Origin of the sequence: Curtobacterium sp. PsM8 (genome assembly GCF_030433875.1) — a bacterium.
Lineage (GTDB): Bacteria > Actinomycetota > Actinomycetes > Actinomycetales > Microbacteriaceae > Curtobacterium.
The window spans coordinates 13,784-29,629 of sequence record NZ_JARUXD010000043.1 but is presented as its reverse complement, the minus strand read 5'-3'; the positions used below and the strand labels follow the sequence as shown (position 1 = coordinate 29,629).

Sequence of the window (15,846 nt, the reverse complement as noted above, 5' to 3'; positions counted from 1 at the left end):
GCCCCGTCTCGACGGGGCGCGTCGTCGTTGCGGGGAGCGATGTCGTCGGAGTCGGCGACGGCCGGGAGGCACTCCTCGCGTCCGCCACGCCGCAACCGTTGCCGGCACCGTCGGTCAGGCGAGCAGGTCCCCGACCACGACGGGCTCCGGCACGAGCGTGACGCCGAAGCGGTTCGCGACCGTCACCTGCACGTAGCGCGCGAGTTCGGCGACCTGGGCCGCCGTCGCTCCCCCACGGTTCGTCAGCGCGAGGGTGTGCTTCGTGGAGATCCCGGCGCGGGACCCCGGCACGCCGTAGCCGCGGTGCACCCCGGCGTGCTCGATGAGCCAGGCGGCGCTGAGCTTCACGTCGTCACCGGCCGGCCAGCGCGGTGCGTCGTCGGGCATCGTCTGCGCGAACCCGGCCGAGACGATCGGGTTGGTGAAGAACGAGCCGGCGCTCCAGGTGTCCGGGTCGGCGTCGTCGAGCACCATGCCCTTGGAGCCGCGCAACCGCAGGACCTCGGCGCGGACGTCGGCCGGGGCGACGAGGGTGCCGAGTTCGACGCCGAGGGACCCCGCGAGCTGGGCGTACCGCACCGGGACCCCCTCGTCGGAAGCCGTCCCGAGCCGGAACTCGACGGTCAGCACGACGCCGCGACGACCGTGCTTGAGGGTGCTCGTGCGGTAGCCGAGCGCCAGCTCGGACGCGGGGACCCAGGAACGCTCGCCGGTCTCGGCGTCCAGGAAGTCGACGGCGGTGAGCACGTCGGAGAGTTCGACCCCGTAGGCGCCGATGTTCTGCACGGGGGCGGCACCGACCGTGCCCGGGATGCCGCTGAGGGCCTCCAGTCCGGTCCATCCGCGCTCGACGGTGGTCGCGATGAACGCGTCCCACGGCTCCCCCGCGGCGACGCGGACGGTGACGCCGTCGGCGTCGTCCCGCGCGTCGACCCCTCGGGTTCGGACCACCACGACGGTGCCGGGGAAGCCCTGGTCGGCGACGAGCAGGTTGCTGCCGCCGCCGAGGACCAGCCAGTCGTCCTCGTCCGCCCAGGCGTCGACGATGTGGGCGACGAGTTCGTCGGTCGTGTCCGCGACCAGCAGTCGGCCGGCCGGACCGCCGACGCGCAGGGTCGTGAGCTCGGCGAGCGTCGTCTCCGCCACGGTCAGTGGAACGCCACGGTGACCTGCGCCTTGCCGAGCACGGTCTGCCCGGCGGCGGTCACGGTGAGGTCGATGCGCTGCGGGCGGCCCTGGTCGTCGAGGGTGCCGACCTTGGCGACCACGCCGACGTCGGCACCGTCGGTCGGGTCGACGACGACGGGGCGGGTGAAGCGGACGCCGTACGAGGCGACCCAACCGCGGTCGCCGAGCCACTCGGCGACTGGCTGGACGGCGAGGCCCATGGTGAGCATGCCGTGCGCCAGGACACCGGGCAGCCCGACCGAGGCTGCGACGTCGTCGCGGTAGTGGATCGGGTTGAAGTCCCCGGAGGCACCGGCGTAGCGGACGAGCGAGTCGCGGGTCAGGTGCACCTGGCGCTCGGCGACGACGGTGCCGACCTGCAGGTCGGCGGCGGTGTCGGTCATGCGTCATCTCCTCGGACGACGAGGGTGGACGTGGCGGTGACGACGTGCTGTCCGTCGGCGTCGACGACGCTCGACTCGGCTGTGACCATCGCGTTGCCGCCCAGGGTCTTCACGCTCGTGACGGCGAGGGTCGCGGTGAGTTCGTCCCCGGCGACGATCGGTCGGGCGTAGGCGAACTTCTGCTCGCCGTGCACGACACGGGAGAAGTCGATGCCGGCGTCCGGCTCGGCGAGGAGCTGCGCGAGCGTGGCCTCCTGCACGACGACCGCGAAGGTGGCCGGGGCGACGACGTCGGCGTGCCCGGCGGCCCGTGCGGCGGCGGGGTCGGAGTGGATCGGGTTGGTCGCGAACACGGCGCGGGAGAACTCGCGCACCTTCTCACGACCGACCAGGTACGGCGGGGCCGGCGGGAACGTCCTGCCGACGAGCTCGGGGTTCACTGACACCCGGGCAGTCTACCGAGGCCCTCGGACGCCGGACTCGACGTTGGTGATGAGCTCGACCTTGTCCATGAGTTTGCATCGGTTAGGCTGGCGGCGCTCGGTCGGGGGACGACCGGGCGGGGGTGGGGAGTGGCGATGGAGACGACGACCGAGTACACGGTGCTCGAACACCACGGGCGCACGGCGGTCGGGCTGGTCGACGCTGCCCTGCGCGCCGTCGGACACCGTGTCGTGTCCGGCGAGGGCCGCCTGCTCGTGACCGCGGGGAACCCCGTCATGACGGTGCTCCTCGGCGCACTGCTCCACCCGTCCCGGCAGTACCGGCGGTACGAGCTCGCGCTGACGTCAACGCCGGGCCATGCCGTCCTGACGCTGCGGCACGCGGGTCACGGAGCGGCTGTCGTGGGCGGCATGATCGGGGCGAACCGCCGACGGGAGGCCTGGCACCGCATCGCCGGCCTGGTCGAGACGACCCTGCACGGCGGCGGCGTCCTGCTGCACCGCACGGACCGCGTCGACACGTCGGGCATCAGGCTGCGCTGATCCGTCGGGCGGGAGGCGCGGGGCCCGTCTGGCGGGAGGCGCGGGGCCCGTCGTCGAGGACCGGGCGACCGTCACGGAACGGGCGGTGCGGGGAACGACGAAGGCCCGGCGCTGCTGCGCCGGGCCTTGCCGTCTTGACGTCGTTCCCGCTGATCACACTCGTTCGACCAGCACGGTAGCGAGGGCGGGACTTGAACCCGCGACACCACGATTATGAGCCGTGTGCTCTAACCAACTGAGCTACCCCGCCATGGATCCGCAGTGATCACTGCGAAGTGACAACACTGCGAGTCGGAGCCCCGAGTCAGGATTGAACTGACGACCCCTTCCTTACCATGGAAGTGCTCTACCACTGAGCTATCGGGGCGAGTACCGCGAGCGGCACCACACGAGGATAGCAGACCCGCGACGGTGGTCTGGAACCGACCGCGACGCCCGGGCGTGCCGTCCGCGAGGGCTAGTTCGCGTTGGCCTGGAGCCACGCCAGCGGGTCCACCGGGACGCCGTCGATGCGGATCTCCAGGTGCAGGTGCGGGCCTGTCGAGTTGCCCGTGCTGCCGACCAGACCGACGGTCTGACCGACCTTCACGTGCTCGCCCTGCACGACCTGGAACGAGTTGTCGAGCATGTGCCCGTAGACGCTGACGAACTGCTTGCCGTCCACGTCGTGCTCGATCCAGACGTCGTTGCCGAAGCCACCGTCGTTCGCCTGCACCTTGATGACGGTGCCGTCGGCCACCGCACCGATGGCGGTTCCGGCACCCGGAGCGAAGTCGACGCCCTGGTGGAACGTGGAGCAGAACGAGCACCCGGCGACCTGTCGGCCGCCGAAGCCCGACGAGATCGGCACACCGACCGGGAACGGCCACTGGATCGTGCCGTTGGCGTCGTTCGTGAACGTCGAGGGGTCGGTCGCCATGCCGGCGGCCGGGGTGACGCTCCGCTGCGCTTCGGACACGGTGTAGGCGTCGCGGTCCACGGTGCCCTCGACGGCGTCGCCGACGGAGAGCGACTGCGCGTCCTGCACGGAGGCACGGACGGTCGCGGCACCCGGCTGCGGGACGTAGAGGGCCTGCGCGGGCAGCGACGTCGAGACGACGAGGCCGGCGGTGAAGAGCAGGGCGCCGACGACGGTCACGCGGGAGGCGGTCCGGCGGAACGAGGCACCGGAGGCCCGCGTCGGACGACCGGCGGCCGGTGCGGTGCGGGCGATGTGCCGCGTGGCCCGGTCCACCCGGGGGCCGTCGGCGATGACCGGCACGGCCGGGGCCGCGGCATGGGTGGCCTTCGGCGCGGCGGCGCGAGTCGCCTTCGACGCAGCGGACCTGGTCGCGCGCTTCGTCGCCGGGGTGCGGCGTGCAGCGGCGGGACGAGCGGCGGCCGACACCGGAGCACCTTCGGCGAGCGGTGCGACGACCGGGGAGGACGGTGCCGGCGGGGTCAGCGGTGCCGCGCTCGAGGCCGGGAGGACGGGCGACGAGGGGGCCGGCGGGGTCGCGGGGCCGGAGCCGACGGGTGCCGGACGAGCAGCGTCACGAGCGGGTGCGGCGACCGAGCGGTCGACGTCCGACCGGCGTCGGGACGTCTTCGCGGCGGCGCGTTCGGCTTCGATCCGAGCTCGTCTCGTCAGGTGCACGGACGGCGTCGCCCCGGGGGCGTTGCGGTCGATGGTCGTGGGCGTCTGCGAGGAGTCGAGCATGCGTTCGGTGATGATCCTGAGTTCGAGGCACGGGCGCTCGTCGGTAACGAGCAGGTAACGGGACTCCTGAACGGTAGCAAAGGAGTTCGGTGCTCGCCAGTCGTGTGCACGCCTGTGCAGACCCCCCAGAGCGGGTCGCTCGGCCCGGGTCGGAGCTCAGTCGCCCAGGACGTCGTCCTCCAGCGTGCGGACGAGGGTGGCGAGGTCCTCGACGATGCTCGGCGCGGCGAAGAGGAAGGACCGCGTGTCGCCGACCTCCCACGTGCGGACGTCCGCGCCGGCCGCAGCAGCCACGATCGAGCCGGCGGCCATGTCCCACGGGTTGATGCCGCGTTCGTAGTAGGCGTCGACGGTGCCCGCGGCCACGGCGCAGCAGTCGAGGGCGGCAGCTCCGGCTCGGCGGACGTCGCGAACCTCGGTGATCAGCCCGGCGAGGACGGCCGCCTGCTCCCACCGGCGTTCGGCGGTGTACCCGAAGCCGGTGGCGACGAGGGTCTCGGCGAGGGACTCCGGTGCAGCGACGGTGAGCGGGCGTCCGTCCAGGGTGGCCACTCCCCCGGCGACGGCGCGGTACACCTGTCCGGTGGCCGGCGCGATCACGACACCGGCGACGGGCTCCCACATCGCGGGGTCGGGGACACCGCGGACGACCCCGATGCTCACGGCGTAGACGGGGCTGCCGTAGAGGTAGTTGACGGTGCCGTCGATCGGGTCGACGACCCAGGTCAGACCGGAGGTGCCGGTCGCTGTGCCGGACTCCTCGCCGAGGAAGGCGTCGTCGGGGCGTGCTTCGCTGATGCGTCGGCGGATGAGCGCTTCGACCTCGCGGTCGGCGGCGGTCACGACGTCGGCGATGCTCGACTTCCGGTCGGCGACCTCGACCCCTTCGGCCCGGCGCTGCGCCGCGAGTGCGGCGGCTTCACGGGCGATCGCCTCGGCCAGGTCGGCGAGGGCATCGGGAGCAGCAGACACGGGAGCATTCGTCATACCCCGATCCTGCCCGACCAGCCGATCCCCCGCCGCTCCACCCGGGTCCGCCGAACTGCCCGGCTCCGCCGAACGACGCTCCACCCGGCTCCGCCGAACCCCCGGGAACGCAGAAATGGCCCCGTCCGAAGACGGGGCCATCACGACAAGCCAACACGAATGTGTAGCTAGCACAGTGGCGAGTGAGGGATTCGAACCCCCGGAGGCATACGCCGGCTGATTTACAGTCAGATCCCTTTGGCCGCTTGGGTAACTCGCCATGTGCGCACCCGGCCCGTGTCATCACCGACCGAAGGCGCGGTGAAGAGCATAGCCGATGTCCGGAGGTGCTCGCGACCACGGTCGGACGCTGGCCGGTTGCCGGGGGTGTGTCGGGCCTCCCGGAACCGGCCTGCGTGCCGCCGGATAGGCTGTGCGGCATGGCAGACAGCTCCTTCGACGTGGTCAGCAAGGTCGACAAGATGGAGGCGGAGAACGCCCTCAACCAGGCGGCGAAGGAGATCGAGCAGCGGTACGACTTCAAGGGCGTCGGCGCGTCCGTCGCGTTCAGCGGCGAGGACGTCCTCATCAAGGCGTCGACCGAGGAGCGCGCGCTGGCCGTCCTCGACGTGCTGCAGACGAAGGCGATCAAGCGCGGCATCAGCCTGAAGAGCCTCGACGCCGGCGAGCCGTTCCCCTCGGGGAAGGAGTTCCGCATCGAGGTGAAGTTCAAGAACGGCATCGAGCAGGACATCGCGAAGAAGATCGGCGCGGTCATCCGGGCCGAGGCACCGAAGACGGTGAAGAGCCAGGTGCAGGGCGACGAGCTCCGGGTCTCCTCGAAGAGCCGCGACGACCTGCAGCAGACCATCCAGCTGCTCAAGGGCCAGGAGTTCGACGTGCCCCTGCAGTTCATCAACTTCCGCTGACCCGCGCTCCCCCGCGCAGACACCGACCCGCACCGTGGAGCACTGGCTCGTCGTCGCGTTGATCATCATCCTGGTCCTGTTGGACCTGGCGATCCGCGCCTTCTCCCTCGTCTACGTCCCGATCGACCGGAAGCCGCAGACGGCGACGGGCTGGTTGCTGGCGATCTTCCTCATCCCCTACATCGGATTCATCCTCTTCCTGGTGCTCGGGTCGACGAAGCTGCCGCGGTCGCGCCGTGAGAAGCAGACCGAGATCAACCGCTACATCCTCGAGCAGACCGAGGGCATCGAGCGGGTGCGTCGTGACCACCCGTGGCCCGCGTGGCTGGAGAGCATCACCCGACTGAACCGCGAGCTCGGCGCGATGCCGCTGGTCGGTGGCAACCAGGCCGAGCTGTACCCGCACTACGACGACGCCTTCGCCGAGATGACGCACGCCGTCGACGCCGCTCGGCGGTTCGTGCACGTCGAGTTCTACATCGCGTCCCTCGACGACACCACGCGGCCGTTCTTCGAGTCCTTGGCGCGGGCGCAGGCCCGTGGGGTGACGGTCCGCTTCCTCATGGACCACTGGGCGAGCCGGGGGTACCCGTACTTCAAGGACACCCTGGCGTTCCTCGACGCCGCCGGCATCGAGTGGCACCTGATGCTGCCGCTGTTGCCGATGGAGGGGAAGTTCCAGCGCCCGGACCTCCGCAACCACCGGAAGATCCTGGTCGTCGACGGCTCGGTCGCGTTCACGGGGTCGCAGAACCTCATCGACCGTTCCTACGACACGAAGGCGAACATCGAGCGCGGTCTCAGGTGGCGCGACCTGTTCGCCCGGTTCGAGGGGCCGGTCGTCGCGGGCATCAACGCGCTGTTCGTCACAGACTGGTACAGCGAGACCGACGAGCTGCTGCTCCGTGAGAGCGACCCGGTGCACCGCGCAGACCGGGCGGACGCGTTGGACTGCCAGGTGGTGCCGTCCGGCCCGGGCTTCGACGGCGAGAACAACCTGCGCCTGTTCAACGCGCTGCTGTACTCGGCGCAGGAGCGGGTGTCGATCACGTCGCCGTACTTCGTGCCCGACGACTCGATGCTCTACGCGATCACGACGACCGCACAGCGCGGGGTCGAGGTCGAGTTGTTCGTCGGCGAGATCGGCGACCACGCGATGACCTGGCACGCGCAGCGTTCCTACTACGAGGGGCTGCTCCGGGCCGGTGTGAAGATCTGGCTGTACCGTGCGCCGACGGTGCTGCATGCGAAGCACTTCACGATCGACGACGACGTCGCGGTGATCGGGTCGTCGAACATGGACATGCGCTCGTTCACCTTGAACCTGGAGATCTCGGTGATGGTGCGTGGGAAGTCCTTCGTGGACGCGCTCCGGGACGTCCAGGACGACTACCGTGCGGCCAGCCGCCAGCTGACGCTGGACGAGTGGCTGACCCGCCCGCGTCGGTCGAGGGTGTTCGACAACGTCGCGCGGCTCACCGCGGCGCTGCAGTAGCGGCCGGCCGCCGAGCCGGTCTGTCGGCCGGGAGGCCCGTCCCCCGACCGCCCCGCGGGTCACGCCCGGCGCGCGGTCGCCGGAGCGGACCGCACGGTCAGGCGCGTGGTGCCGGCCCCGGCGCGGGTGCGGGCACCGCCGAGGCGATCCGCGCCGTCAGCCGCTCGAGTGGGCCACGGCCGAGGAACCGGCGCCAGAGCATCGCGAACAGCACTGAGCCGACGACGAAGGCCCACCACGTCGTCGGTCCCTGCGGCATCTCCGGCCACGCGGCGATCACGACGAGGTGCAGCGCGTAGACGGTGAGCGGCATCGACCCGACGGCGGCCAGCGGGAACGCGATCCGGGTGACGAGCGGCCCGTGTCCGTCGACGAGCAGGCGGCACAGCGCGATCACGGCCACGGCGACGGCAGCGGTGCCGACGACGTCGACGATCGAGGACGAGTGGTCCCGCGGCGACAGGAACACCTGGGCGAACGCCTGACCGGCATCGGAGCGGGACGGCACGAAGGGCACGCCGGGGAACGCGTACGTGGTGTCGAACGGGATCGGTGCGGCGGCGTTCCCGACGACGTAGGCGGCGGTCGCAACCACGGTGCCGGACGCGAGGAGCAGGACCTGCCGCACCGCGCCTCCCGGCCGTGACCGCGCGACCGCGAGTCCGACCAGGACGTACGTCCAGAAGGTGACGACGGGGTAGACGAGCCCGAGCTGCACGCCGAACATGTCGGCGTCGGCGTAGAGCGGCACGATCGCCAGCGCGACCGGAGCCGACGCGACCGCGCAGCCGACGGCGAGCAGGAGCAGTGCCCACGGACGCCAGCGGAGGACGGGCAGGGCCAGCAGGAACAGGGCGCCGTAGGTGGGCAGGACGACGTACACGGGCGTCTGCAGTGCCATCAGGAGCAGCCCGACGACGACGACCACGACGGCTCGGAGTGCCAGACGTGCGCGGACCCGGCCGATCGCGGGTGGCCCGGGCGGGCGGTCGCGGCCGCTCACCAGTCCGATGGAGACCCCGGCGAGCACCGCGAACAGCGCCGCGGACCGGCCGTTCACGACGGCACCGAGGCTCGTCGGGTCGGCCCAGTCGACGTTCTCGGAGACGTCGCCGACGTGGGCGGCCATCATGCCGAACAGGGCGAGCGACCGGGCCACGTCGACCCCGACGAGCCGATCGGACGACGCAGCGCCCGGCACCCCGAGCCGGGGTACCGGGCGCTGTGTCGTCATGCGCTGACCCGCGACCGGGTCAGGACTGCGAGTCGGCGTGCGAACGGCGCAGCGAGACGTCGATCATCTCGTCGCGCGGCACGACCTTGACCCGGGCCCGACCCTGCGGCTCGCCGAGCGCCATCTCGTGCTGGTCGAGGGCGTGCCAGCCGTCGAGGTCCGTGAATTCGACGCCGCGCTCGCGGAGCAGTGCCGGGATCGCCGCTTCGGACGGGTCCTCCGGGCTCCACCAGGTGCCCTGGTCGGTGACCACGTGCTGCACGGTCTCCATCGCGTCGGACTTGGTGTGTCCGATCAGGCCGACCGGGCCGCGCTTGATCCATCCCGTGGCGTACACGCCGGGGATCCGGTTGCCGTCGGTGTCCAGCACCTGGCCCTCGTGGTTCGGGATGACGCCGTAGCGCTCGTCGAACGGCACCCCGGGCAGGGGTGAGCCGACGTAGCCGACCGCGCGGTAGAGGGCCTGGATCGGGACCTCGCGGATCTCACCGGTGCCCTCGACACCACCCTGGCCGTCCGGACGGGTGCGCTCGTACCGGATGGCGCGGAGCGCGCCGTCGTCGTCGCCGAGCAGTTCGAGCGGCTTGGCGTAGAAGTGCAGGTGCAGGCGACGGCTGGCCGCGCCGACCTCGCGCGTGCGCCACTGCTGCAGCACACGGTCGATGACGGTGACCTGCTTGTTGGTGGCGATCGCGAGCTTCGAGGCCTCGTCGTGGTCGAAGTCCTCGTCGTACACGACCATGTCGACGTCGCGCAGTTCGCCGAGTTCGCGGAGTTCCAGCGGGGTGAACTTCACCTGCGCCGGACCGCGGCGACCGAAGACGTGCACGTCGGTGACGGGCGAGGCCTTGAGTCCCTCGTAGACGTTCGCCGGGATCTCGGTCGGCAGCAGGTCGTCGGCGTGCTTCGCGAGGATCCGCGACACGTCGAGTGCCACGTTGCCGTTGCCGATCACGGCGACGCTCTCGGCGGTCAGCGGCCAGGTGCGCGGGACGTCCGGGTGCCCGTCGAACCAGCTGACGAAGTCGGCGGCACCGTACGAGCCGTCGAGGTTGATGCCGGGGATGTCGAGGTCCGCGTCCTTGATCGCACCGGTCGAGAAGACGACGGCGTTGTAGTGCCGCTTCAGGTCCTCGAGGGTGATGTCCTCGCCGAAGCGGACATTGCCGAAGATCCGGATGTCGCCGCGGTCCAGGACATCGCGGAGGGCGTTGATGATGCCCTTGATGCGGGGGTGGTCGGGCGCGACGCCGTAGCGCACCAGGCCGTAGGGGGCCGGGAGCTGCTCGAACAGGTCGATCGAGACGTCGAAGCCGCGCGCCTCCCGCAGGAGGATGTCCGCGGCGTAGATGCCGGCCGGACCGGCGCCGACGATGGCGAGTCGGAGGGTGGGCACTGTTCGGTCTCCAGTTTCGTTCAGGTCAGCGGCTGCGGTCGACGACCGTCTCCGCGAACCGGGTGAGGGCTCGTTTCACGGTGCCGTCCGGCAGGGGGGCCAGGGCGGTGACCGCTTCGTCGGCCCAGCTCGCGGCGAGGGCACGGGTGGCCCGGGTCGCCTCGTGGTCGCGGAGCTCGGCGACGGCGCTCTGGTACGCGTCCGAGTGGACGGCGTCGTCCGGGGCGTCACGGACGTCCCGCTCGATGCGGGTGACCAGGGCCGCAGCGTCCGGGTCCGAGGCGGCACGACGACGGAGCTGCAACAGGGGCAGCGTGTCGACGCCGGCGCGGAGGTCGTTGCCGGCGATCTTGCCGGTCTTGTCCTTCGCCGGAGCGAGGTCGATCACGTCGTCGACGAGCTGGAAGGCGACGCCGACCTTCTCGCCGAACGTGCCGACGGCCCCGAGCAGGGATCGGTCGGCGCCCGAGAACATCACGCCGGCGCGGGCAGCGGTCGCGATGAGGGAACCGGTCTTGTCGCTGAGCACCTGGAGGTAGTGCTCGACCGGGTCGTCCTCGGGCTGCGGGCCGGTGGTCTCGTGGAGCTGCCCCATGCACAGGCGCTGGAAGGTCTCGGCCTGCATCCGGATGCCCTCGGGCCCGAGGTCCGCCGTGATGAGCGAGGCGCGGGCGAAGAGCAGGTCCCCGGTGAGGATCGCGATGTTGTTGCCGTAGGTGACGTGGGCGGCCGGGACACCGCGGCGCACCGGGGCCTCGTCCATCACGTCGTCGTGGTACAGCGACGCCAGGTGCGTCATCTCGACGCTGACGGCTGCCTTGACCACGTGGTCGGTCACGCCGTCACCGAGCTGTGCGATGAGCAGGGTCAGGGTCGGACGGATCCGCTTGCCACCCGCCGACAACAGGTAGCGGCTGGTGGTGTCGGCCAGGGTGTCGGCGGAACGCATGGCGTCCTCGAGCCCCTGCTCGACGTGCTCGAGCCCGTCGTCGACCGCGGCGATGAAACGACGGTCCGCCGGGGTGGCGAACAGCCGCTCGCCGATGCCGAGGGACGCTCGGAGACTCGGTGCACGTCGGGCGACCGGGACACTCGGGTTCAACTGCTGCTCCGTACTCGCGGGTGGCGGTGGACTCGCGGGGTGGCGGTGGGGACCTGGGCCGCTGGCCTAGGCCTCGGGCTCCACGCGGGGCTGCTCGCCCGTGGGCTGGTGCTCGCGACGCGCCTTGGCACGGCGGGCGGCGGACTCGCGCACGCTGCCCTCGACCGGCTTGCGGCCACGGTGCAGGGCGACGATGCCGGCGGTCAGGTTGCGGTGCGCGACCATCGTGAAGCCGACGCCGCGGAGCCACTGGCTGAGGACCTGCTGGTCCGGCCATGCCTCGATCGACTCGGCCAGGTAGCGGTAGGCGGCCGGGTTGCTGCTGGACAGCTTCGCGATGCCGGGCAGGACCCGCTTGAGGTACGTGGTGTAGCCGAAACGCAGCGCGGCGAACGGCGGGGTGGAGAACTCGCAGATCACGAGACGGCCGCCGGGCTTGAGCACCCGGAGCATCTCGGTCAGGGCCTGCATCGGGTCGTTGACGTTGCGCAGCCCGAACGAGATCGTGACCGCGTCGAACGACTCGTCCGCGAAGGGCAAGTGTTCGGCGTCCCCCTCGACGAAGGTGATCTCGGGGTGGCGCTCGCGACCGACCGCGATCATGCCCGACGACAGGTCGAGGGCGGTGACCTCGGCACCCTTCTTCGCCAGGGCAGCGGAACTCGTCCCGGTGCCGGCAGCCAGGTCGAGCACGCGCTCGCCCGGCTGGGGGTCGACGGCCTTCACCGTCGCGACGCGCCACAGCGGTGCGTTGCCCGCCGACAGGATGTCGTTGGTCAGGTCGTACTTCGCTGCGACGTCGTCGAACATGGCCGCCACTTCGTCCGGCCGCTTCTGCATGTCCGCTCTGCTCACCCAGTCATCCTAGAGGCCGCGACCGGACGCTTCCCGGCAGCCGTGCAGGAGCCGCGCACCCCGGGCGCGCCCTGACGCGTAGCATCGGTCCGTGACCCGTCCCACCACAGCGGTCCAGCCGCTCACGGTCTCGACCCGGATCCTCGACGACCCGGGCGCCGTCCTCCGCCACACGCTCGCCGCGCACCCGATGGCCTTCGTGCGGGGCGGGGACGGGATCGTCGGGATCGGCGAGGCCCTGCGCTTCGAGTTCTCCGGTCCGAGCCGGATGCGCGATGCCTCCGCACTCTGGCGACAGGTCGTCGCCGCCGCCGTCGTCGACGACCCGGTGCGGCTCCGCGGCAGTGGCCTGGTGGCGTTCGGCACCTTCGCGTTCGCCGACGACTCCGCCGCAACGAGTGTCCTCATCGTGCCGCGTGTCGTGGTCGGACGTCGGCGGGGTCGGGCGTGGATCACCGCGATCGACACCACCGACACCCCCGAGCCCCTGCCCTTCACGAGCACCTCGGTGCCGGTCCCCCGCGTCGGCCCCCACGTCTCCGTCGCACTGCGCCCCGGCGCGGTCGACGAGGACGCCTACGCCGCCTCGGTCGCCGCCGCGGTCACCGCCATCCGCGCGGGCCGGGCACAGAAGGTCGTCCTGGCCCGCGACCTGGTCGGCACCCTGCCGCCGGACGCCGACCGCCGTGCCGTGTTGCTCGACCTGGCCGCCGCCTACCCGACGTGCGTGACCTTCGCCGTCGACGGACTCATCGGCGCGACCCCGGAGACACTCGCCCGCACCGAGGGCCGCACCCTCACCGCACGGGTCCTCGCCGGCAGTGCCGCACGGGGGACGGACGCCGAGAGCGACCGGGTCGCCGCCGAGACCCTGGCCGCGAGCACGAAGGACCTCGAGGAGCACGCCTTCGCGATCTCGAGCCTGGTCGCGTCGCTGCAGCCGATCGCCGCGGACCTGCGGGTCGACCCCGAACCGTTCCGGCTGCAGCTGCCGAACGTCTGGCACCTGGCCAGTGACGTCGAGGCCGTCCTGCCCGCCGGCGTCACCGCGCTCGACGTCTCCGACGCCCTGCACCCGACCGCCGCCGTCGCCGGCACCCCGACCGACGTCGCCGTGCGCCTCGTCGCCGAGTTGGAGGGGGTGGACCGCGGCCGGTACGCCGGTCCCGTCGGCTGGTTGGGGGCCTCCGGTGACGGCGAGTGGATGCTCGCGCTGCGGAGCGCGCAGATCGACGAGGACGGCACGGTCCGCGCGTGGGCCGGCGCCGGGATCGTGGCCGGGTCCGAGCCGGAACGGGAGGTCGCGGAGACGCGCCTGAAGTTCCGACCGGTCGTCGACGCGCTGGCCTGAGGGCGCGCCGCTCTGACCAGACTGCGCTGACCGGGCCGTGCTGCCCTGGCCGGGCTGCGCTGGCCGGTCAGTCGGCCAACGGCACCTCGATGACGACACGCTCGGCCGGGTCGGTGAGGACACGTTCCAGGTCGCCCCACGTCTCGGCCCGGCGGTACTCCCACCCGAGGCCGGTGACGACCCGTTCGACGTCGACGTGCTGCGGGGTCGTCATCATCCGCCGCATGTCCTCGGGTGCGGTGGTCGCCGCCACCTCGAGCCCGCGGAAGATCGCGCCGCCGCCGTCGTTGCCGACGACGACCTGCAGACGCGGTCGTGCCTCTTCCGTCCCGGTGACGAGCCCGCCGAGGTCGTGCAGGAACGTGAGGTCCCCGACCACGACACGCGTGGTGCCGACGGCTCCGGACTCGGCCTCCAGCGCGGTCGCGATGCCGAGCGCCGTGGAGATCGTTCCGTCGATGCCCGCCAGACCCCGGTTGGCGTGCACGCGGATCTTCTTGCCCGCGACGGTCATGTCGGCGACGCGGATGATCTGCGATGCCCCGAACACCAGGCGGTCGTGCGGCCAGGTGACGCCCCACACCGCCTCGGCGAGCATGGCGCGGTCGACCGGACGGCGGCGCAGCGCGACCTCGTCCTTGAGGAACCGGTTCCGCTCGGCGCGGTCGGCGGACCGCTTGGCGTCGAGGTCCGGCCCGGCGTCGCCCTCGCCGAGCAGCGAGCGGCTCGCGGCGACCCAGCGGCCCACCCATGCACGGTGTGCCGGTCCGGTGCGCCCGGTGACGCGGACGTCCGAGACGACCTGCGTCGCGGCGTCCGGCCGGGAGGCACGGGCCGGGTCGAAGACGTCGGCTCCGGCCCCACGGACCACGACCGTCTCGACGTCCGCGCGCTGCAGGAGCGCCGGGACCTCGCGGCTGAGCGTCGGGTGGCCGAGGACGACCGCGCGCCGGACCCGGCCGCCGAAGTCCTCGTCGCGGAGGAGTTCGCGGTAGGCGGCGGCGAGGTTGCGGCCGAAGCGGGCCCCGCTCGACACCTCGGCCAGGAGCGGCGCACCGAGTTCCCAGGCGATCCGTTCGGCGTCGGCGCCGGCGTCGTGACCCGCGATGACCACGGTGGCGGGTTCGTCGTCCGAAGCCAGCTCGGCGACCGGCAGCGCCGCGGTCGGCCGACGGGTTGCGTACGCCAGGTCCACCTGGTCGTCGGGGACACCCTCGACCCGGTCGAGCCCGGCGGAGAGCGGCTCACGGAACGCCAGGTCGAGCTGGACCGGACCGGGCTGCCCGGCGTGCCCGGCAGCGGCGGCGACGGCTTCGCGCACCAGGGACCGGACGGTGGCGCGGGCGTCGTCGTCGACACCGTGTGCGCTCGGCGCCTGGACGTCGCGGACGAAGGAGACGGCAGCACCGAAGACGCCGGGCTGGACGGTGGTCTGGTTGCTGCCGATGCCTCGCAGTTCGGCCGGACGGTCGGCGGACACGACGATCATCGGCACGCCGGAGTGGTGCGCCTCGAGCACGGCCGGGTGCAGGTTGACGACCGCGGTCCCCGAGGTCGTGACCACCGCGGCGGGACGCCCGGACTCGATCGCCAGACCGAGGGCGAAGAACCCGGCGGTGCGCTCGTCGAGCCGCACGTGCACGGTGATGCCCCCTGCGCGCTCGAGGGCGACCGCGGCGAGGGCCAGGGCCTGCGACCGGGAGCCCGGGCTGACCACGACGTCGGTCACGCCGGCGCGGGCGAGTTCCTGCAGGAAGGCGAGGGCGAAGTCGGTCGCGGGGCTGCCGGAACCGGCGGTGCCGTCAGCGGCAGCGCGGTCACCGGCAGTGCCGTCACCGGCAGTGCCGTCACCGGCAGTGCCGTCACCGATCGGGGCGGCCGTCGTCGTCGCCGTCGTGGAACTGGTCTTCGAGGGATCGGAGGGTCGCGTCGTCCTGGTCCTTGTCATCGCTCTTGCGCCCGGGAGGCGTCGTGCCACCGAGGAAGTCGGGATCGTCTTCGGGACCACGGTACCCGGCACCACCGCCACCGTTCCCGCGCGGGACGGCGGGGGTCCGGCCGAGCAGGAACCACATCACACCGCCGAGGACGGGCAGGACGACGATGAGCAGGACCCAGATCCCCTTGCGCAGCGACCGGACCCGGGTGCGCGGCATGGTGGCGCAGTCGATCAGGGCGAACACCGTGAACGCCACGGCGACGACGACGATGACGAGCCACAACCTGACCATCCTCGAAGCCTAGGCCGGCCGGCTGTGACCG

Annotated in this window: 15 protein-coding genes and 3 tRNA genes; 4 read left to right on the top strand and 14 right to left on the bottom strand. The window is 72.0% G+C overall.

Annotated features, from left to right (window positions below):
• Positions 1–114 precede the first annotated feature (114 nt).
• Genes QCD68_RS11270 through QCD68_RS11260 form a run of 3 tightly spaced genes read right to left on the bottom strand, consistent with a single transcriptional unit; the run spans position 115 to position 2,017 of the window.
• Positions 115–1,146, bottom strand: a complete 1,032-nt coding sequence (locus tag QCD68_RS11270; protein WP_301223070.1) for a UDP-N-acetylmuramate dehydrogenase — start codon at positions 1,144–1,146, stop codon at positions 115–117.
• A gap of 2 nt (positions 1,147–1,148) precedes the next feature.
• The gene (locus QCD68_RS11265) at positions 1,149–1,571 is read right to left on the bottom strand and encodes a MaoC/PaaZ C-terminal domain-containing protein (protein WP_111074351.1); all 423 of its coding nucleotides are present in this window, start codon (positions 1,569–1,571) and stop codon (positions 1,149–1,151) included.
• Positions 1,568–2,017, bottom strand: a complete 450-nt coding sequence (locus QCD68_RS11260) for an FAS1-like dehydratase domain-containing protein (RefSeq protein WP_111074352.1) — start codon at positions 2,015–2,017, stop codon at positions 1,568–1,570. Before QCD68_RS11260 ends, QCD68_RS11265 begins: the two co-directional genes overlap by 4 nt.
• Before the next feature lie 132 nt (positions 2,018–2,149).
• On the opposite strand from QCD68_RS11260, the gene QCD68_RS11255 reads away from it, so the two are divergent.
• Entirely contained in the window at positions 2,150–2,557 is a 408-nt protein-coding gene (locus tag QCD68_RS11255; RefSeq protein WP_301223069.1) for a hypothetical protein, read from the top strand.
• 176 nt (positions 2,558–2,733) lie between these two features.
• Here QCD68_RS11255 and QCD68_RS11250 read toward each other — a convergent pair.
• From QCD68_RS11250 to QCD68_RS11230, 5 genes are all read right to left on the bottom strand, one after another.
• Positions 2,734–2,807: transfer RNA gene (locus tag QCD68_RS11250), tRNA-Met, on the bottom strand.
• Between the two features lie 45 nt (positions 2,808–2,852).
• Positions 2,853–2,924 (bottom strand) — tRNA-Thr (locus QCD68_RS11245).
• Between the two features lie 90 nt (positions 2,925–3,014).
• Complete coding sequence (locus QCD68_RS11240; RefSeq protein ID WP_301223068.1) at positions 3,015–4,256, bottom strand: M23 family metallopeptidase; 1,242 nt, start codon at positions 4,254–4,256, stop codon at positions 3,015–3,017.
• Between the two features lie 156 nt (positions 4,257–4,412).
• Positions 4,413–5,243, bottom strand: coding sequence for an inositol monophosphatase family protein (locus tag QCD68_RS11235; RefSeq protein ID WP_301223067.1), 831 nt, complete (start codon positions 5,241–5,243; stop codon positions 4,413–4,415).
• Between the two features lie 176 nt (positions 5,244–5,419).
• Positions 5,420–5,502 (bottom strand) — tRNA-Tyr (locus tag QCD68_RS11230).
• Positions 5,503–5,662: 160 nt separating this feature from the next.
• Here QCD68_RS11230 and QCD68_RS11225 point away from each other — a divergent pair.
• Positions 5,663–6,151 (top strand): YajQ family cyclic di-GMP-binding protein, encoded by a 489-nt coding sequence (locus QCD68_RS11225; RefSeq protein WP_110902629.1) that lies wholly within the window; start codon positions 5,663–5,665, stop codon positions 6,149–6,151.
• Between the two features lie 34 nt (positions 6,152–6,185).
• A complete protein-coding gene (cls, locus tag QCD68_RS11220) occupies positions 6,186–7,646 on the top strand; it encodes a cardiolipin synthase (RefSeq protein WP_301223066.1) in 1,461 nt (486 codons plus the stop codon).
• Between the two features lie 97 nt (positions 7,647–7,743).
• Here cls and QCD68_RS11215 read toward each other — a convergent pair whose 3' ends face one another.
• The 4 genes from QCD68_RS11215 to QCD68_RS11200 all read right to left on the bottom strand — a co-directional run bounded on the left by QCD68_RS11215 (position 7,744) and on the right by QCD68_RS11200 (position 12,233).
• Entirely contained in the window at positions 7,744–8,880 is a 1,137-nt protein-coding gene (locus tag QCD68_RS11215) for a heparan-alpha-glucosaminide N-acetyltransferase domain-containing protein (protein WP_301223065.1), read from the bottom strand.
• Positions 8,881–8,899: 19 nt separating this feature from the next.
• Entirely contained in the window at positions 8,900–10,276 is a 1,377-nt protein-coding gene (locus QCD68_RS11210; protein ID WP_301223064.1) for an FAD-dependent oxidoreductase, read from the bottom strand.
• 25 nt (positions 10,277–10,301) lie between these two features.
• Positions 10,302–11,378, bottom strand: coding sequence for a polyprenyl synthetase family protein (locus QCD68_RS11205; protein ID WP_253463785.1), 1,077 nt, complete (start codon positions 11,376–11,378; stop codon positions 10,302–10,304).
• A 66-nt stretch (positions 11,379–11,444) separates the two neighbouring features.
• A complete protein-coding gene (locus QCD68_RS11200) occupies positions 11,445–12,233 on the bottom strand; it encodes a demethylmenaquinone methyltransferase (protein ID WP_111074360.1) in 789 nt (262 codons plus the stop codon).
• Positions 12,234–12,324: 91 nt separating this feature from the next.
• Between QCD68_RS11200 and QCD68_RS11195 the strand changes: the two genes are divergently transcribed.
• Entirely contained in the window at positions 12,325–13,584 is a 1,260-nt protein-coding gene (locus QCD68_RS11195) for an isochorismate synthase (RefSeq protein ID WP_301223063.1), read from the top strand.
• Between the two features lie 67 nt (positions 13,585–13,651).
• Here QCD68_RS11195 and menD read toward each other — a convergent pair whose 3' ends face one another.
• Together menD and QCD68_RS11185 are read right to left on the bottom strand one after the other, a co-directional pair.
• On the bottom strand, positions 13,652–15,532 hold the full coding sequence (menD, locus tag QCD68_RS11190) for a 2-succinyl-5-enolpyruvyl-6-hydroxy-3-cyclohexene-1-carboxylic-acid synthase (RefSeq protein WP_301223062.1): 1,881 nt from the start codon (positions 15,530–15,532) through the stop codon (positions 13,652–13,654).
• Positions 15,447–15,815: a PLDc N-terminal domain-containing protein gene (locus QCD68_RS11185; RefSeq protein WP_301223061.1), complete on the bottom strand. Its 369-nt coding sequence runs from the start codon at positions 15,813–15,815 to the stop codon at positions 15,447–15,449. The genes menD and QCD68_RS11185 overlap by 86 nt, the downstream gene beginning before the upstream one ends.
• Between the last annotated feature and the right edge of the window lie 31 nt (positions 15,816–15,846).